The sequence below is a fragment of the Bradyrhizobium sp. B039 genome (assembly GCF_038965675.1).
GTDB lineage: Bacteria > Pseudomonadota > Alphaproteobacteria > Rhizobiales > Xanthobacteraceae > Bradyrhizobium > Bradyrhizobium diazoefficiens.
Genome location: NZ_CP152416.1, coordinates 6,549,000 through 6,572,529, shown reverse-complemented (window position 1 = coordinate 6,572,529; position 23,530 = coordinate 6,549,000). Strand labels below are relative to the sequence as shown.

At 64.4% G+C, this 23,530-nt stretch carries 20 protein-coding genes; 12 read left to right on the top strand and 8 right to left on the bottom strand.

The genetic code is table 11. The features are described 5' to 3' along the window. The first annotated feature begins 31 nt into the window (after window positions 1-31). From AAFG50_RS31310 to AAFG50_RS31285, 6 genes are read left to right on the top strand one after another with little or no spacing between them, the layout of a single operon-like run. Window positions 32-1,258 carry an acyl-CoA dehydrogenase family protein gene (locus AAFG50_RS31310; protein WP_028175715.1) on the top strand — a complete coding sequence of 409 codons (1,227 nt, stop codon included), beginning with the start codon at window positions 32-34 and terminating at the stop codon, window positions 1,256-1,258. 26 nt (window positions 1,259-1,284) lie between these two features. Further along, on the top strand, window positions 1,285-2,289 hold the full coding sequence (locus tag AAFG50_RS31305; protein WP_028175714.1) for an amino acid--[acyl-carrier-protein] ligase: 1,005 nt from the start codon (window positions 1,285-1,287) through the stop codon (window positions 2,287-2,289). A gap of 32 nt (window positions 2,290-2,321) precedes the next feature. Next, window positions 2,322-3,596 carry an aminotransferase class V-fold PLP-dependent enzyme gene (locus AAFG50_RS31300; RefSeq protein ID WP_028175713.1) on the top strand — a complete coding sequence of 425 codons (1,275 nt, stop codon included), beginning with the start codon at window positions 2,322-2,324 and terminating at the stop codon, window positions 3,594-3,596. 26 nt (window positions 3,597-3,622) lie between these two features. Further along, window positions 3,623-4,780 (top strand): homoserine O-succinyltransferase, encoded by a 1,158-nt coding sequence (locus AAFG50_RS31295; RefSeq protein ID WP_028175712.1) that lies wholly within the window; start codon window positions 3,623-3,625, stop codon window positions 4,778-4,780. A gap of 11 nt (window positions 4,781-4,791) precedes the next feature. Continuing rightward, window positions 4,792-5,652, top strand: coding sequence for a hypothetical protein (locus AAFG50_RS31290; RefSeq protein WP_039185726.1), 861 nt, complete (start codon window positions 4,792-4,794; stop codon window positions 5,650-5,652). 28 nt (window positions 5,653-5,680) lie between these two features. Further along, complete coding sequence (locus AAFG50_RS31285; RefSeq protein ID WP_028175710.1) at window positions 5,681-6,568, top strand: branched-chain amino acid aminotransferase; 888 nt, start codon at window positions 5,681-5,683, stop codon at window positions 6,566-6,568. A gap of 142 nt (window positions 6,569-6,710) precedes the next feature. Here the strand turns inward: AAFG50_RS31285 and AAFG50_RS31280 are convergent, their stop codons facing one another. Both AAFG50_RS31280 and AAFG50_RS31275 read right to left on the bottom strand, forming a co-directional pair. Then, entirely contained in the window at window positions 6,711-7,442 is a 732-nt protein-coding gene (locus AAFG50_RS31280) for an FCD domain-containing protein (RefSeq protein ID WP_028175709.1), read from the bottom strand. Further along, window positions 7,435-7,728 carry a hypothetical protein gene (locus tag AAFG50_RS31275; RefSeq protein WP_028175708.1) on the bottom strand — a complete coding sequence of 98 codons (294 nt, stop codon included), beginning with the start codon at window positions 7,726-7,728 and terminating at the stop codon, window positions 7,435-7,437. Before AAFG50_RS31275 ends, AAFG50_RS31280 begins: the two co-directional genes overlap by 8 nt. A 23-nt stretch (window positions 7,729-7,751) precedes the next feature. Here AAFG50_RS31275 and AAFG50_RS31270 point away from each other — a divergent pair, with 23 nt between their 5' ends. The 4 genes from AAFG50_RS31270 to AAFG50_RS31255 all read left to right on the top strand — a co-directional run bounded on the left by AAFG50_RS31270 (window position 7,752) and on the right by AAFG50_RS31255 (window position 13,200). Then, window positions 7,752-8,654, top strand: coding sequence for a VOC family protein (locus AAFG50_RS31270; protein WP_028175707.1), 903 nt, complete (start codon window positions 7,752-7,754; stop codon window positions 8,652-8,654). Between the two features lie 78 nt (window positions 8,655-8,732). After that, entirely contained in the window at window positions 8,733-9,614 is an 882-nt protein-coding gene (locus AAFG50_RS31265) for an alpha/beta fold hydrolase (protein ID WP_028175706.1), read from the top strand. Between the two features lie 2 nt (window positions 9,615-9,616). Then, complete coding sequence (locus AAFG50_RS31260; protein WP_028175705.1) at window positions 9,617-10,666, top strand: Ldh family oxidoreductase; 1,050 nt, start codon at window positions 9,617-9,619, stop codon at window positions 10,664-10,666. A gap of 212 nt (window positions 10,667-10,878) precedes the next feature. Further along, window positions 10,879-13,200, top strand: a complete 2,322-nt coding sequence (locus AAFG50_RS31255) for a molybdopterin guanine dinucleotide-containing S/N-oxide reductase (RefSeq protein ID WP_028175704.1) — start codon at window positions 10,879-10,881, stop codon at window positions 13,198-13,200. Window positions 13,201-13,515: 315 nt separating this feature from the next. On the opposite strand, the gene AAFG50_RS31250 is transcribed toward AAFG50_RS31255, so the two are convergent. The 6 genes from AAFG50_RS31250 to AAFG50_RS31225 all read right to left on the bottom strand — a co-directional run bounded on the left by AAFG50_RS31250 (window position 13,516) and on the right by AAFG50_RS31225 (window position 21,549). Further along, a complete protein-coding gene (locus AAFG50_RS31250; protein WP_028175703.1) occupies window positions 13,516-14,502 on the bottom strand; it encodes an AraC family transcriptional regulator in 987 nt (328 codons plus the stop codon). A 483-nt stretch (window positions 14,503-14,985) separates the two neighbouring features. Then, the gene (locus AAFG50_RS31245) at window positions 14,986-15,813 is read right to left on the bottom strand and encodes an alpha/beta hydrolase (RefSeq protein WP_231166745.1); all 828 of its coding nucleotides are present in this window, start codon (window positions 15,811-15,813) and stop codon (window positions 14,986-14,988) included. A gap of 144 nt (window positions 15,814-15,957) precedes the next feature. After that, window positions 15,958-16,914 carry a heme-binding protein gene (locus tag AAFG50_RS31240; RefSeq protein WP_080668267.1) on the bottom strand — a complete coding sequence of 319 codons (957 nt, stop codon included), beginning with the start codon at window positions 16,912-16,914 and terminating at the stop codon, window positions 15,958-15,960. 82 nt (window positions 16,915-16,996) lie between these two features. Then, complete coding sequence (locus AAFG50_RS31235) at window positions 16,997-17,698, bottom strand: type 1 glutamine amidotransferase domain-containing protein (protein WP_028175702.1); 702 nt, start codon at window positions 17,696-17,698, stop codon at window positions 16,997-16,999. A 181-nt stretch (window positions 17,699-17,879) separates the two neighbouring features. Then, window positions 17,880-18,587, bottom strand: a complete 708-nt coding sequence (locus AAFG50_RS31230; protein WP_028175701.1) for a hypothetical protein — start codon at window positions 18,585-18,587, stop codon at window positions 17,880-17,882. A 118-nt stretch (window positions 18,588-18,705) separates the two neighbouring features. Next, window positions 18,706-21,549, bottom strand: coding sequence for a winged helix-turn-helix domain-containing protein (locus AAFG50_RS31225; RefSeq protein ID WP_028175700.1), 2,844 nt, complete (start codon window positions 21,547-21,549; stop codon window positions 18,706-18,708). A 326-nt stretch (window positions 21,550-21,875) separates the two neighbouring features. Between AAFG50_RS31225 and AAFG50_RS31220 the strand changes: the two genes are divergently transcribed. Together AAFG50_RS31220 and AAFG50_RS31215 are read left to right on the top strand one after the other, a co-directional pair. After that, window positions 21,876-22,541 (top strand): sensor histidine kinase, encoded by a 666-nt coding sequence (locus tag AAFG50_RS31220; RefSeq protein WP_028175699.1) that lies wholly within the window; start codon window positions 21,876-21,878, stop codon window positions 22,539-22,541. 163 nt (window positions 22,542-22,704) lie between these two features. After that, on the top strand, window positions 22,705-23,394 hold the full coding sequence (locus AAFG50_RS31215; protein WP_028175698.1) for a VOC family protein: 690 nt from the start codon (window positions 22,705-22,707) through the stop codon (window positions 23,392-23,394). The last annotated feature ends 136 nt before the right edge of the window (window positions 23,395-23,530 follow it).

Here is a 23,530-nt window from a genome sequence, read left to right as displayed (position 1 = left end):
ATGACAACCCTGAAACGGAAGGCTCTGGCCCATGACTGTGCAGGAAGTTCAGTTCCGTAACATCGCCGCGGAAATTGGCCGAGTAGCATTCTCTCCCGACGGCTCCTCGTTCCAGCAGCGAACGGCAAATGTCGCGCAGGTCGCTGCGGCGGAGGCAGAGGCGGTCGATCGCGAGGCGCGCTTCCCGCGGAAGGCGATCGACGCGGCGCGCAAGGAGAGGCTTCTGGGCGCTCAGATTCCGATCGAGTTCGGCGGAGACGGGGCGTCTATCTCCGAGGTGGCCGACATGTGTTACGCGCTCGGCCGCGCCTGCGCTTCGGTCGGGATGATCTTCGCGATGCACCAGACCAAGGTCGCGTGCCTGGTTCGCCACGGCGTGGGCAGTGGCTGGCATGAAAGTCTCATGCGCCGGGTGGCCGCCGAGCAGCTGCTGCTGGCATCGTCGACCACGGAAGGCCAGAACGGCGGAAACATACGCTTCAGCTCGGCCGCAGTGGAGAGCGCGGGCACCGAGATTTCGCTGGTGCGCGACGCAACGGTGATTTCGTACGGCGCCGAGGCGGACGGCATCATCACCGTCGCCCGCCGCTCGGACTCGGCCGCCGGATCCGATCAGGTGTTACTGGCCATCACCCGTGACGACTATACGCTGGAGCCCACTCTCGGGTGGGAGACGCTCGGCATGCGCGGGACCTGCAGCGCCGGCTTCAAGCTGAATTTCAGGGGCGCTGCGGACCAGATATTCCCGGTGGCCTACGAAAAGATCCATGCGCAGACGATGACGCCCGTCGCCCACCTGTGCTGGTCCTCGGTCTGGGCGGGGATCGCGGCTGCGGCGGTGGACCGGGGACAGCTGTTCATCCGCAAGGCCGCCCGCGGATCGGGCGGCAATATGCCCCCCGGCGCGGCGCACTTCACCGCCGCCAGAATGACCCTGACGAAATTACGCGCCGTCATCGCCGCGAATCTCCAGCTCTATGGAGCGCGCGAACTTGACGTGCGCGCGTTGTCGTCCGTCGACTTCCAGTCCTCGATCAATCTTCTCAAGGTGGAGGCCTCGGAGCTTGCCGTTGCGACCGTCATGCACGCGCTGCGCGCCTGCGGCCTGTCCGGATACCGCAACGATACCGACGTAAGTATCGGCCGCCACCTGCGTGACGTGCTTTCCGCTCCGATCATGATCAACAACGATCGCATCCTCTCCAGCATGGGTACCGCCACGCTGATGAGCACCGTTCCGGACTCTTTGTGCGATTGACCTTCTTCTGAAAAGGAAACGGCCTGATGAACCTGGCCATTGTTGAAGCACCGGCGGACTCCACTCCGCCTTCGGCCGATCCGCTGGACAATCTTGCGGATGCGCTGTTCCACGAGATGGGCTCTCCCGGTGTCTATGGCCGCACCGCACTCTACGAAGACGTTGTGGAGCGGATTGCAGCGGTGATCTCACGGAATCGCGAGCCGAGCACCGAGGTAATGCGCTTCCCGCCCGTCATGAATCGCGCCCAGCTCGAGAGGTCGGGTTATCTGAAGAGCTTTCCCAATCTTCTCGGCTGCGTCTGTGGCTTGCACGGCATAGAAAGCGAGATCGACGCGGCGATCAGCCGCATCGATGCCGGCGGCGACTGGACCGAAGCGCTATCACCAGCCGACCTCGTGCTGTCGCCGGCCGCCTGCTATCCGCTCTATCCGATCGCGGCGAGCCGAGGGCCCGTGCCGGCAGCCGGTTGGAGCTTCGACGTGGCCGCCGACTGTTTCCGTCGCGAACCTTCGCGCCATCTCGACCGGCTGCAGTCCTTCAGGATGCGTGAATTCGTCTGCATCGGGAGCGCCGATCACGTCTCGGCGTTCCGGGAGCGCTGGATCATACGCGCACAGAAGATCGCCCGGGATCTCGGGCTGACCTTCAGGATCGATCATGCCAACGACCCGTTCTTCGGCCGGGTCGGGCAGATGATGGCGGTGAGCCAAAAGCAGCTGTCGCTGAAGTTCGAACTGCTGGTGCCTCTGCGCTCCGAGGAGCGACCGACCGCCTGCATGAGCTTCAACTACCACCGCGATCATTTCGGCACCACCTGGGGCATCGTCGATGCGGCCGGCGAGCCGGCCCACACTGCCTGCGTAGCCTTCGGAATGGACCGTCTCGCCGTCGCCATGTTCCATACCCACGGCAAAGACGTCGCGCTGTGGCCGATCGCAGTGCGGGACCTGCTTGGCCTGGCGCAGACCGACCGCGGGGCACCGTCAGCATTCGAGGAGTACCGATGCGCCAGGGAAGCCGGGAGCTAGCCCGGGATCGGAGAGCGGAAGGGAGCGCCTCCATGAGGAGAGAGACTCTCGCCGTTCACGGCGGCTTCGAAAGCGATCCGGCAACGAAAGCCGTTGCCGTGCCGATCTACCAGACGGCCTCGTATGCATTCGACAGTGCCGATCATGGAGCCGCGCTCTTCAACCTTGAAGTGGACGGCTTCCGCTACACCCGGATCGGCAATCCGACCAACGCCGTGCTGGAGAAGCGCGTCGCCGCCCTGGAAGGAGGCATCGAGGCACTTAGCGTGGCCTGCGGTCAGGCCGCGGTGAACTATGCGGTCGTGAACCTCGCGGAGATGGGCTCCAACGTCGTCTCGGTTCCGCAGCTCTATGGCACCACGCATACGCTGTTCGCGCACATCCTGCCGAGGCAGGGCATTGCGGTCCGTTTTTCGGACGACGACCGGCCGGAAAGCGTCGAAAGGCTGATCGACGACGGTACACGGGCGGTGTTCTGCGAGAGCGTCGGGAATCCGGCCGGAAATGTCTGCGACATCCAGGCGATGGCCGATGCCGCGCACAGGCACGGCGTCCCGCTCATCGTCGACAACACGGTGCCGACACCGATCCTGCTCAGGCCGATCGAATACGGCGCAGACATCGTCGTGGAGTCGCTGACGAAATTCATGGGCGGGCATGGCACGACGCTTGGTGGAATTATCGTCGACGGCGGCAGGTTCCCGTGGGCGGAGCATCGCCGGCGCTTCCCGATGATGAACGAGCCGGAGAAATCCTACCACGGGCTGGTCTTTACCGAGCGCTACGGCGCCGCCGCCTACATTGCGCGTTGCCGCGCCGTCTCCCAGAGGACCACCGGCGCCGTCCTGGCGCCGATGAACGCTTTCCTGCTGCTCCAGGGCATCGAGACCGTCGCGCTCCGGATCGAGCGGCACGTCGAGAATGGCGCAAAGGTCGCGCAGTTCTTGCGCAATAACCGCCGTGTCGAGTGGGTGAACTATGCCGGCTTTCACGACAGCCCCTATTTCGTGCTGACGCAGAAGTATCTGGGTGGCCGGGCGTGTTCACTGCTGACTTTTGGCGTGGCTGGAGGCTTCGAGGCGGGCAAGCGGTTCTACGACGCGCTGAAGCTTTGCAAGCGGCTGGTCAATATTGGCGACGCGAAAACGCTCGCCTGCCACCCCGCATCGACAACGCACCGGCAAATGTCGGCCGAAGAACAGGACAAAGCCGGCGTACGGCCCGAGATGATCAGGCTGAGCGTCGGAATTGAGCACATCGACGACATCGTCGCGGATCTCGATCAGGCCCTCTGCGCCGCGAATTGACGTTCGTCAACCATGAAGGCACTCGCATGACTGTCTTGATCGACGTAGACTCGGACGAGCACCACCTCTTATCGAGAGCGCCCGGCAACGGCGCCCGCGCGATGGCGTCACCGGGAAACCGGGCGGAGTGCCTCGACATCGGGCTCATCAACAACATGTCGGATGCGGCCTTGATGTCGACCGAGCGCCAGCTGTTCGACTTGCTGGCTGCGGCTGCCGGACGACTTTGCGTCAGGCTGCATTTCTATACGATGGAGGCGACCCCCCGTTCGGAATGGGGGCGCGATTACGTTCGTCGATACTACCGTGGCATCGACGATCTGCTGAACAGACGCCTGGACGGAGTGATCGTGACCGGCGCCGAACCCAGAGCCGCCAGTCTGACGGACGAGCCGTACTGGACCACCTTCGCCAAGATCGCGGACTGGGCCCGGGAGAATACGGTGTCGTCGGTGTTTTCCTGTCTGGCCGTCCATGGGGCCGTCCTGCACCTGGACGGCGTTACCCGCCACAAGCTGCCTACCAAATGCTTCGGTGTCTTCGCTCAAACAAAGATGAGACATCATCCCTTGATGCAAGATGTGCCGAGGACCTTCCGAATTCCGCACGCCCGGTGGAACGAGGTGCAGGAGGAGGATCTCTCGGACTGCGGATATTCGGTTCTCACCTGGTCGGCGGAGGCTGGCGTCGATTGCTTCGTCAAGCAACAGAAGAACAGCCTTTTCGTCCATTTCCAGGGGCACCCGGAATACGAAACCCAGAGCCTGCTGGGTGAATATCGAAGGGATATGGGTCGCTTCCTCCGGGGAGAGAACGAGGTCTGTCCGACGATACCGAGGGGCTATCTGAACAAGGGCGCGGAAGAGATACTGATCGCTTTCCGACAGAAAGCCCTTTCCGACAGACAACCAGAGCTTTTTGCCGACTTTCCAGCGGATCAGCTGACGAGGGACCTGAGCAACGTCTGGCATCTGCCGGCCCAGCACATATACCGCAACTGGTTGCAGTACATGGTGTCGCAGCCAGCCGGACGCTCAAAGCCGTTGGGATCCCGAGAAGCGGCTCCGTCTGCCGCCGGAATTCCGGCACATCGCCACGGACGCAAGTTGGTTGCTGCTCGATCCGCTCGTCTGGCGCGTTCGCCAAATCCGGCGACCAAGAGGCGGCTCGGCTACTACGAGTGAGAGTTCGGACCATGATCCGATGTCGTGAGATAGGAATAGCCGATCTCGACGCCATCGCCGATCTTCTGACACGCGGCTTTCCGACCCGTTCGCGGGACTACTGGATCGATGGACTCCGGCGCCTGTCCGTGCGCGAGACGCCCGACAGCTTCCCGCGCTTCGGCTACATGCTTGAGCATGACCGGGCGCCCGTCGGTGCTTTGCAGTTGATCCACACCGCAAGGAACGATGGTGGAAGCATTTCCATCCGCTGCAATCTCTCCAGCTGGTATGTGGAACCTGCCTTTCGCAGCTACGCACCGATGCTGACCAAGGTAGCGCAGCGCCACAAGGACGTGACCTACGTCAATATCAGTCCGGCGGAATGGACTTGGCAAGTCATCGAAGCGCAGGGATTTCGCCGCTATTGCGGTGGCCTGTTCTTCTCCTTTCCGGCGCTGTCGCGTCCGGCCAAGGCGATGCGTGTTGAGGTCGTCCGGCAGGACGCGCAGGCGATCGACGGCTTGTCCGAGGCTGACGTCGTGTTGCTGGCACGTCATGCAGCCTACGGCTGCCTCTGCCTGATATGCCGCGCCTCCGATGGCCGCGCCTTTCCATTCGTCCTGCAGCCGATGCGCGTCCGTAGGATCAGGCTCCTGGCGATGCAAATGATTTATTGCCCCGATGTGGCCGACTATGTCGTGTGTGCCGGCGCCATCGGCCGCTTCTTGCTGCGGCGCGGCCGGATATCGATTGCGCTCGACGCCAATGGCCCTGTGCCTGGCCTCGTCGGCATCTACAGGGAGCCGATCGGCCGCAAATACTTCAAGGGCCCGCATTGCCCCCGGCTTGCCGATCTGTCGGATTCCGAGCTGGTGATCTACGGACCATAACTTAGTCGACCCGGAACGGAGGTTCGTCATGGTTCCCGATACCAAGTCCATCAGCCATTCGAGGACATGGACATTCTTCCGAGGCCAGTGGCACGAGGGCAATGTGCCGATCATGGGGCCGCGTACCCATGGGCTCTGGCTCGCCTCGACCATCTTCGATGGTGCGCGCGCTTTCGAAGGCGTCATGCCCGACCTCGATCGTCATTGCGCCCGCGTCAATCAATCTGCGGTCAACTTCGGGCTCAAACCGGTCGTCGATCTCGACACGTGGCTCGGACTGGTGCGCGAAGGTATCGCCCGTTTCCCGGTCAATGCCGAACTCTACATCCGCCCGATGTACTGGCCGCAGAACGGCATCGGCGGCGGTGTGCTGTTCGATCCGGAAACGACGGACTGGTGCCTTTGCATCTACGAATCGCCGATCCCGGAGCCCGTCGGCAGCGCGATTACCCTGTCGCCGTTCCGCAGACCGACCGCCGAATGCGCGCCGGCCGATGTCAAGGCCTCATGTCTTTATCCGAACAGTTCGCGTGCGCTCAGGGAGGCCGCCTCGCGCGGCTTCCAGAATTGCCTGATGCTGGACATGCTCGGTAACGTCGCGGAGTTCGGCAATTCGAACGTGTTCATGGCGAAAGACGGCGTTGTCTTTACGCCTGCGCCGAATGGCACGTTCCTGAACGGAATCACGCGGCAGCGCGTGATCGAACTTTTGCGCGGTGACGGCATCACGGTGTTGGAGGCAACGCTGCGCTACTCCGATTTCGTCAGTGCGGACGAGATCTTTTCGACCGGCAATTTCGCAAAAGTCGCGCCCGTGATCCGGATCGACGACCGGCAACTCAGGCCAGGGCGCTTTTATGCGCGGGCACGAAAGCTGTATTGGGATTTTGCCCACGGAATGAAGCTTGCTGCGTGAGAGGGCATCACTGGGCAACATTGCGAGAGGATAGGGCGCGACTCTATATCAGCTTTCGCGGTCGCTCTGGTGAGCCAAGAAGCATCGCGAAATGTGAGAGGATGCGCGTGACGGCGAGCAGGAGGACCGTCCTTGCTGGCACCTATTCAGCGGCGACCCGGCTTGTGCGGCGGGGGCGTTCCTCGTCGGATGTGACGAAGAGGTGGCCTGCGTGCTTGATCACGTTGTCGGTCGTCTCGCGGATATGGCGCTCGATCAGCTCCTCGGCCTTCGCGGCATCGCGCGCGACGACCGAATCCATGATCATCTTGTGCTCGACATCCTTGGCGCGCCATTTGGTCCGGAATTGCGAGGACATGCGGCGGTAGCGGTGCGCGCGTTCGAACAGCTTCTGGCGGATCTCCAGGAGGTTGGGCGAGCCGCACGCGGCAACAAGCGAAAAATGAAAATCGCCGTGGAGCTTGCCCCATTCTTCCGAGAGATAATAATTGGAGCCGAGCCGGTTCTGCAGGCGATCCATCCGGTGGAATGCGCCGATGATGTCCGCCTCCCAGGCGTCGTCGCCGTTCTTGATCGCGAGCGCTACGCATTCGCGCTCGATGAGCACGCGGACATAGGTGAGGTCGTTGAGATCGTCGATCGAAACCGGCGCGACGACGAAGCCGCGCTGATCCTCCGCGATGACGAGCCCTTCGGCCACGAGGCGCGACAGCGCCTCCCTCAGCGTCGAAAAGCTCACCGCGTACATGTCTCGTAGCGCCTCGAACCGCAGCTTGGCGCCCGGCTTGAGCGTGCAACTGATGATGTCTGCGCGCATCCGGTGGAGCACGTCAGCCGCGCGTGTTTCACCTGCTGGCTTGACCCTCTCACGCATCCGACGCCGTCCTGCCATCCCTCTGCTGCCAGTCAGTATCATCGATTTTCGAAAGAATATCAAACAGTTCGGGCTGCCGTTGCCCGGTTGGCACGGCGATATCCACGGTGTTGAACGGATCGAAGCCTGCAGCAAGCGACGGGATTGCTGCGAACTCTCCGAACAGCTTCGGGTCCCATCGTCGGCGAGCAGGATCGGACGAAGTTGCGTAATTTCGAAATAATACCATTTCATCGAAAATATGTTTGTGCGCATCGCCCTGATGCGGTATCAGGACATCAAACATCGTCGAGCCCTGGGAGGGGAGCAATGCCGCCTATTGTTCATGCGGTCGGGCACGTGAAAATCAACACCACGGCGATCGAGGCCGTGGTCCGGGACGCGACCGAAATCCTCGGCTTGCAGATCACCTACACGGACGAGGGGCAGACCTGGTTGAGCTCCAACGGGCGTGCGGCGGAACTGGTGCTGCTCAGGTCGCACGAGAATGCGACCCATACGATCGGATTGGAGGCGCTCACCGTCGATGCCGTCCGCGAGGCGGAGTCGCGCGTCGAGAGCGCCGGATGTCGCGTCATCTCGCGTAAACCCAGCCTCGATTGCATGGCCGCGGGCGTCACCTTCGCCACGCCGGAAGGGCTGCGCTTCGAGGTGCATACGCCGACGCGCGACCAGATCTACGGTCGGCGCTATCCGACCCACGGCGTCGGACCGAACCGCATGGATCATCTCAATCTGACGTCGCCCGATCCGATTGCAACGCGCCAGCAGCTCGAGAGGATCTGCGGCCTCCGCATATCCGAACGCATGGTCGACGACAGCCTGAGCTGGATGTACGGCGGCAATCGCCAACATCACATCGTCGGCGTCGTCCGCGGCAAGGTGGGGCTGCACCACTACTCCTTCGAGTTCAGGGAGTTCAACGACTACCTGAAGCTCGGTGACCTGCTTGACCGCTTCGACAGGCAGATGCTGTGGGGGCCGGGCCGGCATCGGCCGGGCGACAACACCTACGCCTATTACACCGATTCCAGCGGCGCGATGATCGAGTGCTCCGGATCGATGGCTCTCATCGCTGACGACGACGGCTTCGTGCCGAATGTCATCACCAATCTCGAGCGCCCGGGCAATGTGCGCTGCATGAATGTCTGGGGCACGCCCGCGCCGCTCGAATGGCGTCAGTTTCACTTTCCCTTCACCGCCATCACCTGACGGGAAGTCGGGCAGCCTTGCCCGTGTGCGCACTGCGTGAGCGCGCCGCCCCTGTCGCAGCCTACGAGAGAGATTCCAATGCAAGAGAAGCACACCTTCCGGTCTGACGGGCTCAAGCTATCGGCCGTACTGCACGTGCCGGACGCGAGAAAGCCGGGCCAGCGGCTGCCTGCCTTCATCGTCCTGCACGGCTTTGTCGGATCGAAGGACGAATCCCACGCCGAAATCCAGGCGCGCATGCTCGAGCAGATGGGATATGTGGCGCTTCGCTTCGATTTCCGCTGCTGCGGGGAGAGCGAAGGTGAACGTGCGCAGGTGCGCTGCTTCGACCAGGTCGCGGACGCCAAGAACGCGCTGACGTTCCTTGCGGAGAGGGAAGAGGTCGATCCCGGGCGGATCGGCGTGGTCGGCCATAGCTTCGGTGCGGCCGTCTCCGTCTACGCGGCCGGCGTCGACGATCGCTTCGCCTGCGTGATCTCGTCCTGCGGCTGGGGTGACGGGGAGCGGAAATTCCGCGGCCAGCATCCGACGCCCGAAGCCTGGGCAAAATTCACCTCGCTTCTGGAGAAAGGACGCAAGCAGAAGCAGGAAACCGGCCAGAGCATGTGGATCTCCCGCTTCGATGCCGTCCCGATCCCGGAGCATCTGCGCAAGAATCTCTCGCCAAAGGCGATCATGGAGATTCCCGTCGAGACCGCGTGGAGCATGTACAATTTTCGAGCGGACGAGGTCGTCGGCAACATCGCGCCTCGTCCGATCCTGTTCCTGCACACCGCCAACGACACGATCACGCCGACGGAGCAGTCGATCCGCATGTTCGAGAAGGCCGGCCAGCCGGCCGAGCTCGTGCTGATCACCGGCACGTCGCATTTCCCGCTCGCCGAAGGCGATGCGCCGCGCACCAAGGCGATCATCAAAGGCTGGCTCGACAAGTTCTTTCCGTCTCCGCTCGGTGCCTGAGCATGACGGGCGCTTCAGACACGGTCGCGATCGGCGCCGATGCGCTCCGGCCGTTCGCGGCGGATCTTCTCAGGGCGGGCGGCTTCACGGCCGACCAGGCGGATCAGACGGCGGCCATGCTCGTCTGGGCCAATCTGCGCGGCGCCGATTCGCACGGCGTGTTGCGGATCCCGCGCTACGTCGAGATGGTCGAGCTTGGTCTGATCAATCCCGCCGCCGAACCGCGCCAGGTTTCGGGCAAGGGCGCGGTGGCGGTGATCGACGCACAACGCGCGCCCGGCGCCGTCGGAATGAGCCTTGCTGCGCGAAAAGCAAGCGAGCTTGCGGACACCCACGGGATCGGCTGGTGCGCGGTTCGCTCCATCAGCCACGCCGGCGCGATCGGATACTACGCGCATCAGGTCGCTCAGGCGGGACGGATCGGCATTGTTATGACGGCTTCGAAACCGCTGATGATCTATCACGGATCCAGCGCAGAGGGCGTCTCAACGAACCCGATCGCGATTGCCGCGCCGACCGGCAATCCCGATCGTCCCTTGCTCCTCGACATGTCGACGGCATCGGTGGCGCTCGGAAAGATCATGGCTGCGAGGGATGCCGGTCAGCCGATTCCGGTTGGCTGGGCTGTCGATGGGAATGGCCAGGCGACAACGGATCCGCGCGAAGCAAAAGCGGTCCTTCCGATGGCCGGTCCCAAGGGTTCGGGCCTCTCTCTGATGATAGAGGTTCTCGCCAGCGTCCTGACGGCCAACCCACTCATCGCCGTGGCGCTCGTCCACGGCGGCGATCCAGGCGGCAACGGTCTGGTGGCTGTGCTCGACCCGTCGGCCTTCGGCGACAACTTCACCCTTGAAGTCGATCGGCTCGGCGCGGCGATCAAGAGCCTGCCGCCCGCGGCCGGGGCGGACAGCGTATACCTGCCCGGCGAGCGCGGCTTTGAGGAAATGGAAAGACGGTCGCGCGCGGGGATTCCGCTCGCGCGGGGAACTGTTTCGCGATTGCTGGCGCTCGCCTCGAAACTGAATGTGGCGGTGCCCGAAGGCGTTGCCTAGTCGAGGACCCTCGGGCGCACCCCGGGCCGGCCTGTTCGCCCTTATCGGCGTGAAATCGCGTGTTTTGGCGATCCGTCGCCGACCGTTCCGTCACGCATCCCCACCTGCCTGCGTTGCGCGCGGGAGCCCAGCGTTTCCGTCAACCCTGATCTCGACGACATCGGGACGTGGATCGGTATACTGCCACCATGTACCGGAACAAGGATCAGATGATGGACGATACGATTGGCTTCCCCGACCCCGGCCTCGACCTGTCCGACGGTTTCAAGCCGCACACCTCGCATTGGGGCGTGTTCTCGGCGCGCAACGGCGCAGCCGGCCTTGAGGTTAGGGCCTATGCGGGCGATCCTGATCCGAACGGCATCATCGACAATTTCCCGGGCGCGCTGCGACATCAGGCGCGCATCGCCCAGCCGGCGATCCGCCGCGGTTGGCTCGAGCGCGGGCCCGGTCCCGACGATCGCCGCGGCCGCGACGAATTCGTCTCCGTCAGCTGGGAGAAGGCGCTCGATCTCCTCGGCGACGAGCTCGGCCGCATCCGCGACACCCGCGGGCCCGGCGCGGTGTTCGGCGGCTCCTATGGCTGGTCGAGCGCGGGCCGCTTCCATCACGCCCAGAGCCAGGTGCATCGCTTCCTCAACATCGCGATGGGCGGCTATGTGCGTTCGGTGAACTCCTATTCCTCGGGCGCCTCCTCGGTGCTGCTGCCGCAGATTCTCGCGGGCTACGAAGACATCACCAAGCGCAACGTCACCTGGGAGCAGATCGCGACTGAGACGGACATCGTGCTGGCATTCGGCGGCATGGCGCTGAAGAATTCCATGGTGGCCGGCGGCTCGATCAGCAAGCATGTCGAGCGCGGCGCCATGGCGGCGGCGCACCGGCGCGGCTGCGAGTTCATCCTGGTCAGCCCGCTGCGTGAAGACCTGCCGGTCGAGGCCGGTGCCGAATGGATGACGTGCGTGCCCAGCACCGACACCGCGCTGATGCTCGGCATCGTCCACACGCTGGTCAGCGAGAACCTGCACGATCAGGCGTTCCTCGATCGCTACACCGAAGGGTGGCCCGTCTTCCTGCGTTATCTCACCGGGGAGAGCGATGGCCAGCCGAAGAGCGCCGAGTGGGCCGCCGCGATCTCAGGCGTTGACGCGGACACGATCCGCACGCTCGCCCGTCGCCTTGCCGGAAAGCGCGCGCTCATCACCGTCTCGCATTCGCTCCAGCGCGCCGAGCATGGCGAGCAGCCGGTGTGGATGGGCATGGTGCTGGCGGCAGCACTCGGCCAGATCGGCTTGCCCGGCTGCGGCTACGCCTATTCGCTCGGGGCGATCGGCTATTACGGCCGCCGCGTCAACGACGTGCCGGGGCCGACGCTCGGGCAGGGCCGCAACGGCGTCCGTGATTTCATCCCGGTCGCGCGCATCGCCGACATGCTGCTCAATCCCGGAACCACCTATCGCTACAATGGCGAGACGCGCACTTATCCGGATATCCGCCTCGTCTACTGGGCCGGCGGCAATCCCTTCCATCACCACCAGGACATCAACCGCCTGCGCAAGGCTTTTGCGCAGCTCGATACCTTCGTCGTGCACGAGCTCGCCTGGACTGCGACGGCGCGCCACGCCGACATCGTGCTGCCGTCGACCATGACGCTGGAACGCGAGGACATCGGCTATTCCAGCAACGATCCCCTCATGGTCGCGATGCACCGGATCGCCGAGCCGTTTGGCCTCGCGCGCGACGACTACGAGATCTTTGCCGATCTTGCCGAGCGTCTCGGGGCGCGCGAACCCTTTACCGAAGGACGCACGTCGCGGGAGTGGCTAAAACATCTCTACGAGCCGACCCGCGCCTCGCTCGCCAAGCGCGGCCTCGAAGCGCCGAGCTTCGACGAATTCTGGCAGCGCGGCAGCCTGGTCGTGCCGCAGCAGCCCGACGACGGCGGCCGGCTGCGCCGCTTCCGCGAGGACCCGGTCGCTCACGCCCTGCCGACGCCGAGCGGCCGCATCGAGATTTTCTCGACGAAGATCGCCGGCCATGGCGATGCGGATTGTCCGGGCCATCCGGTCTGGCTCGACAAGACCGACATGCCCAAGCCCGGTGCGCCATGCTTCCTCGTCGCCAACCAGCCGGTGACGCGCCTGCATAGCCAGCTCGATTTCGGCGGACATTCGCTTGGCGCCAAGCATCGCGGCCGCGAGGTCGCGCGCATGAACCCGGTTGATGCCGACGCGCGCGGCATCAAGGACGGCGACATCATCCGCCTGTTCAACGAGCGCGGCGCCTGCCTCGCCGCGGTCCATGTCACCGACGGCATCGCGCCCGGCGTGGTCCAGCTCCCGACCGGCGCCTGGTACGACCCGATGGACCCCGAGGACGACGCGCCGCTCTGCGTCCACGGCAATCCGAACGTGCTCACCCGCGACGTCGGCACCTCGTCCTTCGCGCAGGGCTGCACGGGGCAGCTGACGACGGTGGAGGTGGAGAAATTCACCGGCAATCTGCCGCCGATACGGGCGTTCGATCCGGTGTAGCGGAGCGTTCGCCTCTTGCTCCGTCATTGCGACCGCAGCGAAGCAATCCAGAGTCTTTCCGCGGTGGCAGTCTGGATTGCTTCTGCGCTTGCAATGACGATGTGGAGGCTGTGAGCGCAACTTCATCCCCGTCAACAGACAAAGAAAAGGGGTCGTCCTGTGTGGGAGCAGGGACGGCCCCGAGTGGCTCGTAGGCCCGGGAGGACGAGGGCGCGAGCCGGCGCAAGTGGCAGGGCACTTACGTTCGAAAAATTGCAGACCAAACCAGACGCGTATTCCGCAACGCCATGTCGCCTGTCGTGTCGAAAGGACGAGCTACGCGGCCGCGCTGGCCATCCAGTCCCTGTCTGCAGCAGGACGGCGCCGCGGCAGCGCTTCCGCTGCGAGAGGCTCGGCCTTGCTGGCGAGGCGCCAGCGTGCCGGAGACTGGCCGCTGATGCGCTTGAAGACGGTCGAAAAATGCGCCTGGGTGCTGAACCCGACGGCAAGCGCGATTTCGGCCAGCGGCCGCCCGGTCGTCGCGAGCAGCGTCTTCGCATTCTCGATCCGGTGATTGAGCAGATATTCGCGCGGACGGTAGCCGGTCGCGGCGCGGAATTGTGCTGCAAAGTGCATTCTGGACAGGCCGGCGACATTGGCGAGTTCGGACAGGCTGATGCAGCGGTCGAAATTGTCCGCGATATATTGCTCAACGCGCCGCAGCCGCCATTTCGGCAAGGCGTTGACCCTGGCACGCGGCGGCTCCAGCCGGGCCAGATGCATCGCAAGGGTCTGGCCGACGCAGCGTGTGAACTCCCGGTCCGCGGCATCGCCATGCTCGGTCAGCGCCCTGGCGAGCTCGGCCGCGAGCGGGTCGCGCAGCAGGACGAGGTCGCCAAGTCCTTCCGCGGCAGGCGATTGCGCCGGGAAATGATCGGCGGAGATATGGAAGTGCAGGAAAGCGCAAGGCGCCTGGAATTGTGCGGCGAGAGGCTTCGACGGTGCGCTGACATAAAGCGTCCCTGCGGGCATGGTGCCGTCGAAAATGACCTGGCGGTCACGGGTCAATTTCGCACGCGTGGCCTTCAGGGCAATGCCGACGAAGTAGCGATCCTCCGGCGTCGTCGCGTCGTGCGAAGAGCTGTCTCTGAAATCCTCCCATCGCGAAATCGTGATGTCCTCGATCGCCGCCTCCGGGCCGCGGTCGATCCGGCGCCACCCGCGTTCCCTCGGGATCGCCTGTGCTGCCTGGCGGAGCTGGTGATCGCGCGGCTCGGCCTGAAGATCAATCGAGGCAGGCGCCGCCTGCAAGTCGGTAAACATCGCTCGTCCTCTCTTGGCATCGCGGCCGCTGGCGGCGACCGGCAAACCCCCAAGCCCAAAGCTTTCGACAAGGCTTTCGAGAAGGTTTTCCATGCTCAGAGGATAGGCGTGAGCCGGACAAGAAGCCCGTTAGTGATGATTAGGATGTGTTAGATTTTGTGTGCGCGAACATGGTGTGACAGCCCGTCGCAGAGAGGTCGACTTTCTCAAATGTTTCAAGTCTTTGCGCCGATTGGCGTGGCGCGAGGATGGCGCCGGACCTGATGTGGCGATCGACCCACCGGTGTGAGCTTCGCGCTCGGCGTTCACTGGAGATCGCCTCGGCGCTGGATATGGCGCGCCGCGCGTCTCGACGCGGTGGAGGTGGTCGTCAGGATGAGCGAGAAGTGAATGAGCTTTCGGCAGGACATGGCCCCCGCAGCAGTGGATCATGACGTCGAGAGCCGCGCCGGCGGAAGCCGTCGGCGCCTCCTGCTTTCGTCTTCAGCCCTTGTGTCCGTCCAGTCGCGCTAGGAAGTCGCGGACGAACGACGCGATCTCGTCGGTCGCCTCGTCCAGCGCGAAGTGACCGGCTTCGAGGATGTGAACCTCCGCCTCCGGAACATCGTCGCGATAGGCCGTGGCGCCGGCGACGGCGAAGGATGGATCGTATTTGCCCCAGACCACCAGCGTCGGTGGCCGCGTCTTGCGCAGCCAGTCCTGCCATTTGGGATAGGACGCGACGTTGGTCCGGTAATCCAGGAACAGCGTGGTCTGGATCTCGGCCTGGCCCGGGCGCGTCAGAAACGCGTATTCGTCGGTCCATGTATCCGGATCATAGCGTTCCGGGCGCGGGCTGGAACCGAGGTGCCGCTGGCGTGTCGCCTCCAGAGAGGTGAAGTTGGCCTTGAGCGCCTCGAGTTCGTGCGCCGGATCCGCCCAGTATCTGCGACGCGCTTCCCAGAGCGGGCTCAGCCCCTGCTCATGCGAAACGGCGTTCTGGATGATGATGGCGCTGGTACGTTCGGGATGCGCCAGCGCCATGCGGAAGCCGACGGGGCCGCCGTAATCCTGCATGAACAGCACGTAGCGGCTCAGGCCGAGCTTCGCCGTGAGCTCGCCGATCACGCCGGCGATATTGTCGAACGTGTAGGCGAAGCCGGACGGCGGCGGCGCGCTGCTGTTGCCGAAGCCGGGATAGTCCGGTGCGATCAGGTGATATTTGTCGGCCAGCAGCGGCAGCAGGGGCTCCCACATCCGCGAGGAGGAGGGGAATCCGTGCAACAGCAGCACGGTCGGCGCGTCGGCCGGCCCGGCCTCGCGGTAGAAGATCTTGAGGCCCTAGATCTCGACGGTGTGGTAGCTGATCGAGCGCCGGCTCGACCGCAGCTCCTGCGCCGAGGCCTGCACGATCGCGCAGGCAAGGGCAGCAGAGAGGGCGAGGGTGGCTGGAATGCTCATGTCGTCGCTCCGATGTCAGGCCGCCGCGCGATCGCCCGCTCCGGCGCTCGCGCGCGCGGCAGCTTCGGCCCGCCGCGCGACGTCCGTGAGCTCGGGCGTAAAGCTTTCCTCGCCGTCCTCGATATGTCCCGTCAGCCGCGCCGTGATCTCCTGGAACACCCAGCCGTTGCCATCGGGATCGCTGAACGAGGCGTAGGAGGCGTAGCTCTTGCGCTGCGGGTTCGGGCCGGCGGCAAGGTCCTGGACGCTGGCATGATGGAATATGCCGCCGGGGTCGTGGAACGGCTCGCCGACGGTGATGCCGCGACGGCGCAGGTCGTCGCATGCGGCCTCGATGTCGGACACGATGAGATGGAGCCCCTTCACGGAGCCGGGAGCAGCAATGGTCAGGTTGCTGCCGAAAATGACTGAGCAGCCCGAGCCGGGAGGCGTGAACTGGATCACGCGATAATTGCTTGGGCCCTGATAGTCGATGTCGAGCCGCCAGCCGAGGTCGGCATAGAAGCGCTTGGCGCGCTCGACGTCCGAGACCGGGAGGACGACGACCTCGATCTTCATATCGACCGTATCGGTGGCCGCGGGTTCGCGAAGCCCCGCCTCGAGGATGTCGACGTCCTGCTCGACGGTCCCGCCGCTGATGCCGACGCCGGCGACGAGCTGTCCGTCGATGTGCAGCGGCGCGCCGCCGCCCATCGAGCAGAAGCGTCCGCCCGCAACTCCCATCAGGGGAAACAGCGCCTGTCCGGGCTGGACCATCGGAGAAAGCTCCGCCGTTCGCAGCCCCACCAGCGCGGACGTATAGGCCTTCCGCTCCGACAGCTCGAGCGAGAAGGTCGGCGCGCCGCTCATACGGTGCTTGAGAATGATGTTGCCGTGAATGTCGATGATGCAAACCGCCATCGGAACTGTGGCGCGGGCAGCCTCCGCTTCGATGCGCTCTGCGATCGTCTTCGCATAGGAAAGCAGGTCCATGATCGTGTCCTCCCCGAGGAATATCGCGGCGTCGGGAGGCGCCGTCGCGGGCGCCTCCCGAGATGCGACCGCATCCAGAATTTTACGAAGCCTTCGCCATCGGCTTGCCCTTGAGGGCGGCGAGCAGCGTCTGCGCGGCGGGGCCCGACGAATGCGGATTCTGTCCCGTGATCAACTGGCCGGCGCTGACGACGTGCACGCCCCAGTTTGCCGTTTTCGAGAAGACGGCACCGAGCTTCAACATCTCGTCCTCGACCAGGAAGGGAACCACCTTGGTCAGGCCCACGTCCTCTTCCTCGCCGTTGGTGAAGCCGGTCACTTCCTTGCCCTGGACCAGCGGCTTGCCATCGGGCGTCGTGACGTGGCGCAGCGCTCCGGTCGAATGACACACGACGGCGATGGTCTTGCCGGCGGCGAGGAAGGACTCGATCAGCTTGACCGAGTTCTTGTCTTCGGCGAGGTCCCACATCGGGCCATGGCCGCCCGGATAGAACAGCGTGTCGAAGTCTTCCTGCCGGACGCTGTCGAGGCGGACGGTCTCGTCGAGCTGGGCTTCCGCCGCCGCATCGTTCTCGAAACGCACCGTCAGGTCGGTGCGGAACTCGGGCTCGTTGCTCTTGGGGTCGAGCGGCGGACGGCCGCCCTTGGGCGAGGCGAGCGTGATCTCCGCGCCGGAATCCTTGAAGACGTAGTAGGGGGCTGCAAGCTCTTCGAGCCAGAAGCCGGTCCTGCGTCCGGTGTTGCCGAGCTGGTCGTGGGAGGTGATGACCATCAATACTTTCATGACACGGATTCCCTTGATTGCGTTTGCTAAATGACGCGCTCCCTCCTGGTGGAGCGCATCGGTGCAAGTCTTCGTCGAGCTGCTGCGTTCGTTCGCCGCTCGCAAGCGTAATCTGCACCCAAGTTGGGCCGTTGGCTCGTTATGTGGTGTTAGACGTTGCGAGGGCGGCGTGTCGCCGCGGCTACTCGAACACGGCGTCGAAGATCTCGACGTCCATCAGCACGGGCCTGGCAATCACGGTTCCATCAGCCTGCAGCGTCTGCACACGCCGAAGCGTCGGCACCACGATGCCGGCGAAATTGTCATGGGCCCAGGAATAATGCGCGACCTTCATCCCGAAGAGATCGTGATCCGTCCGCCGTTGCAACGCGCTCTGGTCGAAATAGAAGGTCTGCTCGGGCGCGAGGGTGATCAGGTGCGCGGGGAATTGCGCCCGCAGCCGCCGCCAGGTCTCAGTGCCTTCAGACCAGGGTGGCAGCTCCTCCAACACGACATCGGGATGAGCGAGCAGGAATGGAATCGTCAGATAGTTCCAGATCGCGACGCCGCAGAAGAAGACGAGATGCAGTTCGTCCGCAAGCGCGGGGGCACTGGCCTCGGGAAATGCAAGGCTCGGATTGCGCCAGGTCTGCAGCACCTCGCCATCCAGGCTTTCGATCGTGATCGCGTCCGGTTGAAAGGAGCCTGAGTGTTCTCCCCCGGTGATGCCGGTGAAGCGGACGGATTGCGTCCGGGTCGAGCCTTCCGCGGTCACATCCTTGAATTCTCTGGCATGTCCGGCACTGGAGAACAGCATTCCGCCGACGGAAAGGTGGAGCGTGAAACGGCTCAAGCTGTTCCAGCGGTCCAAACCGCCGCTGGCATCGATTACATCGTGAAGGAGAGCCATGTCCCGCCATATCCACCGTGAAACGTCACCACCATGGCGGGGCGGATGCGGCTTGGCGTGTTAGAAGTTGTTAGGAGTTGCGAGCAGGCAGTATGGCGGTATCTCGTTGAAGATACTCTCAATTCAGCGCGCCCAGGAGCTCCCTGGCGGCGACGAGATCACGGGTCTGGAGGCCCTCCTGGTACCGCGCGAGGAGCGGCGCGAGCAGATCGCGTGCGTCGCCGGCCTTTCCGGCATGACGCCAGACGCGGCCGAGGCTGATCGCCCCCCGCAGCTCCCAGCCGAGCGCGCATTGCCGGCGTGATAGATCGAGCGATTTCCGGAAGTAATTCTCGGCCCCCGCGGCATTTCCCGACCCGGCCAGGATGTCGCCCTTGACCCTGAGCATCTCCGGCATGTCGAAGGATTCGCCGTGCTCGGGGATCTGGGCGATGGCCTCATCGATCGTGCGCAAGGCCTCATCGGGCTGGTTCTGCGCCACGAGACCCTCGGCAAGCGCGGTCGCAAACACCGTCGTCATGATCCGGTGCCGTGTGGCGTATAGCGTAGCCTGGCTGCGGCGAAGATGCTCGATCCCGCCGGCGACGTCGCCGCGGCGCAGCAGCAGCTCGCCCTTCTGGCCGATGCCGACCGCGTGGTAGGGGCCGAGGAAGTGCCGCGCCGAATGGTCGATCAGCCGCTCGATCAGGCTTTCGGCACTGGCCCAGTCGCCCACCCAGAGGAACACGTAGATGGTCCAGATCAGGGAAATGCCGAGGGTGAGCGGCTGTTCGAGCAGCTCGGCCTCGCGCACCGTGTATCTGGCCGCCTCGATGGCCCGATCGGGCCGGCCGGTGAGCCAGAGCCCGCGCGCCAGCGCCACCAGTGCAACGATGCGGTCGTCATAACCGAGATGGCCGATGTTCAGCCGCTGCGAGCCGGGATTGTGCACCATCGCGCTCTCGCAGAACTGCACGGCCTTGTCCTGGTTGCCGATCAGATGGTGGGCGACGCCGAGCATCCATTCCACGTTCAGTGTGGCGGCTGGATCATTCAGCTTCCGCGCGACGCCTTCGCCCTGCTCGCCGGTTCCGAGCGCGCCGTGAAAATCTCCGACCCTGGTCAGGTAGATGTGCAAGCCGCGCAGCAGCCAGAGCTGCCAGTGCAGGTCCTCGAGCTCTCTGGCAAGCTGGAGGCTGCGCGTGAAGGCGGAGCGGACCGCCTCCGTATTGCCCTGCGTGAACATCACGGAGACGCCGAGCGCGGCCTGCAACGTCATCTCCTGGCGGCTGTCGATCGCGCCCTTATCGAGAGATACAAGCGCCTGTTGTGTCCAGCGGTAGCATTCCGTCAGCAATGTCAGCTCGAGGAAGAACTGGGCCGCTGAGGCCGCCAGATCCACGCCGATCGTCCGGTCGCCGACATCCGAGAAGCTCCAGGTCAGCGCGGCCCTCACATTGGGCAGGTGGTCGGCATAGGGAAGGAAGCCGCCCGCGCTCTGCATGCCCGTGGATTTGAGCGCGATGTCGTGCAGGAAATCGCGGAAATATTCGGCGTGGGCACGCGCGACGCGGGCCGCTTCGCCGCTCTCGACCAGCTTGCCGGCGACGAAGGTGCGGGTGGTGTCGAGCAGGCGATAGCGCAGCCGCCGCTCCGCGGGCGAGGTCGCGATCAGGGACTTGGAGAGCAGGTTCGAGATGGCTTCGACGGCCTCGGATTCGCCGATACCCTGGCAGGACGCGACGGCAAGCGCGGCTTCCAGGGTGAAGGGCCCGACGAATACCGATAATCCGCGCAGCGTTGCGCTTTCGGCTGCCGGCAGCAAATCGTAGCTCCAGGCGAGCGCGGCGCTCAGGGTCTGGTGCCGCGGGATTGCGCTGCGCCGTCCCCGCCACAGCAGCGAGAAGCGGCTGTCCAGCAGCGAGGCGGTCCCGGCAATGCCGTAGGCGTTCACACGTCCGGCCGCGAGCTCGATCGCCAGCGCAATGCCGTCCAGCCGCCGGCAGATCTCGGCGACGAGCGGCGCATCCTCCTCGCTGAGCTCGAATTCGCTCAGGCTCTCGGCAATGCGTTCCACGAAGAGTTGGCTTGCGGGATAGGCAAGGATGTCGGCGATGCCGAGCCCGTCGCGCTCTGGTGGGCAATCCAGCGGAAACAGCCGATGGACGCGCTCACCTTCGCTGCGAAAGGATTCGCGGCTGGTGGCGAGAATATGCAGCTCCGGCGCCTCCTGGACGAGCCGCTCGGCCACCGGTGCGAGCTCGTCGAGGATGTGCTCGCAACTGTCGAAGACCAGCAGCGTCCGCCGGCTGCGCAGGAACGCCAGCAGGCCCGGCATCGGGTCGTCGGAATTGACGGTCAGGCCCAGGGTTGCCGCAATCGTTCCGGGAACGAGCCGGGCATCCGTCAGCGCTCCGAAATCGACGAAGCTCACCTGGCCGTCGAAGGCCGTGAGCTCGCCATGCGCGACGGCAAGTGCGACCGAGGTCTTGCCGATCCCGCCGGGGCCGACGATTGTGATGAAGCGATGCAGGGCAAGCTCGGCCGAAATCTTCTCGACGGCCTCGTCTCGCCCGATCATCCTCGCAAGCGGTGAGGGCAGCGCGTGGGGCGACGCGACAGGCGGGCTGCTCCGGCTCTCCGAAGGAGCCGGGTGAAGCAGCGGGGCGGTGAAACAATAGCCGCGTCCGGGGACGTTGACGACGTAGCGGGCACCTTCGCCGGCATCGCCCAGCGCCTTGCGCAGCGTCGTGATGTGGAAGCGCAGGCTGCCTTCGTCGACCGTCACGCCGGACCAGACGCGCTTGATCAACTCGCGCTTGTCAACGACCTCGCCGGCGCGCTCGGCGAGAAAAATCAGAATGTCGAGTGCGCGGCCGCCAAGGTGAAGCGGGGCGCCGTCCTTCTCCAGCAGCCGCGACTTTGCAAGCAGCCGGAATGGACCGAAGGCAATCGTCGAATCCTGGTCGTTAGTGTCCGGCACGGGCCAATGATTCCAGTGAAAGGGCTGGCGTATGCGCTTTGACCTACCTGAGCGAGGTTATCAGTAAACGGACCGAAAGTGGCGAAATCGCGTGGGGATCGGCCGAATGCAGGCGGGATACCCGTCGCGAATTTTGCTTAAACGCGAGCGGTTTATGACGCGACTGCGACAAATCGTCAGCAGGCTTGACCGTCGCGACGACAGCCTCCGCTGCCGGTTTGTGATGCGCCGATCATAACAGAATCTTGCAACGTCTAACGGGCAAAACGCGCGCGATGCATCCAGTATGGCTTCCGAGTTAGGTCCTATTCCAATGGGAGGCTATCATGTCCGTTATCGGCTCCATGTCGGACGGCAGTGCCGTTCGATCTCAATTTGTCGCCAGCCTTGACGATCAGTCGCGTGATTGGGAACTCGTGCTGCGGGAGTCCCATCACCGCATGAAGAACACGCTGACGCTGCTGGGTGCGTCAGTCCGTCGCGACTTCACGCGGGCCGGCACCAGGGACGTGTCGCTTGCGGTGGATCGGTTCGAGCGGCGCGTCGTTGCTTTCGGCAGGCTCTATCAGCTCCTGTCCGACAACGACGATGACTCGGCCGTCCCCGTCGGGGCTTTTTTCGAAAATCTCTGCGGAGCGCTCTCCGAAGCGGTGCTGGAGCCGGCGGGCGTCTGCTGCGAGGCCGCGATCGAGAGCGGCGTGCTGCCGGCATCGCAATGTCATCGGCTCGCGCTGATGTTGACGGAGCTGGTCACGAACGCGGCAAAGCATGCCTTCCCGAACAAGAATGGGGCACTGATCCGCATCGACATGGACAACCGCGACGGCGCCTGGGTCTGCACGGTGGCCGACAACGGGATCGGCGCCACCGGGCCGCTTCAGGGCACCGGCATCCGCATTCTCGAAGGGCTCGCACGCAGCATCCACGCGCGGTTGCATGGCGAGGCGGGGGAGGGCGGCACGCGGGTGACCATCGTGATGCCGGCTGCTTGAAGTTCGACTGTGTCCGGAACCGCTAACGAGCCCAAGCATTCAAGCAGGCATTCGAGAACGAGCGACATTCGCCGTTCTGCGCAAAGTTGAGCCTGCAAAGCAAAGTTGAGCCTGCAAGAATGGGTTCGGTTGAGAGCCCGCGCCTCACATCAGGGAGTTCGACATGGCTACACTCGAAATCGATCGCGAAGCCGGGACCAGACCCTCGCCGTCGCGCAGCGTTGATCTGAAGCTCGAGGTCGTCGTGATCCCGGTGTCCGACGTCGACCGCGCCAAGGCGTTCTACATGCGCCTCGGCTGGCGACTGGACGCCGATTTTTCCTCTGGCGACGACTGGCGCGTGATCCAGTTCACGCCGCCGGGCTCGGCCTGCTCGGTGATCTTCGGCAGGAACGTCACGGCGGCAGCGCCCGGCTCGGTGCGCGGCCTGTATCTGATCGTCTCCGATCTGGAGGCGGCACGACAAGATCTGCTTGGCCGCGGCATCGCGGTCAGCGAGCCGTTCCACGGCGGCGGCGACGTTCATGCCGGGCCGGACGAACCATACCTGTTCGGCAGTATCCGGGTCAGCGGTGTTGACCCGAAGCGCGGCAGCTACAGCTCCTTCGCCTCGTTCAGCGATCCCGACGGCAATGGCTGGCTGTTCCAGGAGATCACCACACGACTGCCCGGACGCATCGCCGCAGACGGCACGAATTTCCCCTCGCAGACCGATCTGGCGGCGGCACTGCGCCGCGCGGCGGTGGCGCATGGCGAGCATGAGAAGCGAACCGGCGGACACGACGACAACTGGGCGGACTGGTACGCCGACTACATCGTGCGCGAGCAGGCCGGTCAGCCGCTGCCGTCCTGAAGTTGCTGCATCCTCCATTCACGGCGTGCGATGACTTGGTCATCGCACGCCGTGTTGCGTTGTATCGCGCCCATCGCAGGATCGTCGATCGCTAGCCTCTAGCGCGCAGGCTCGCAACGGCTAACGCGGTCTAACA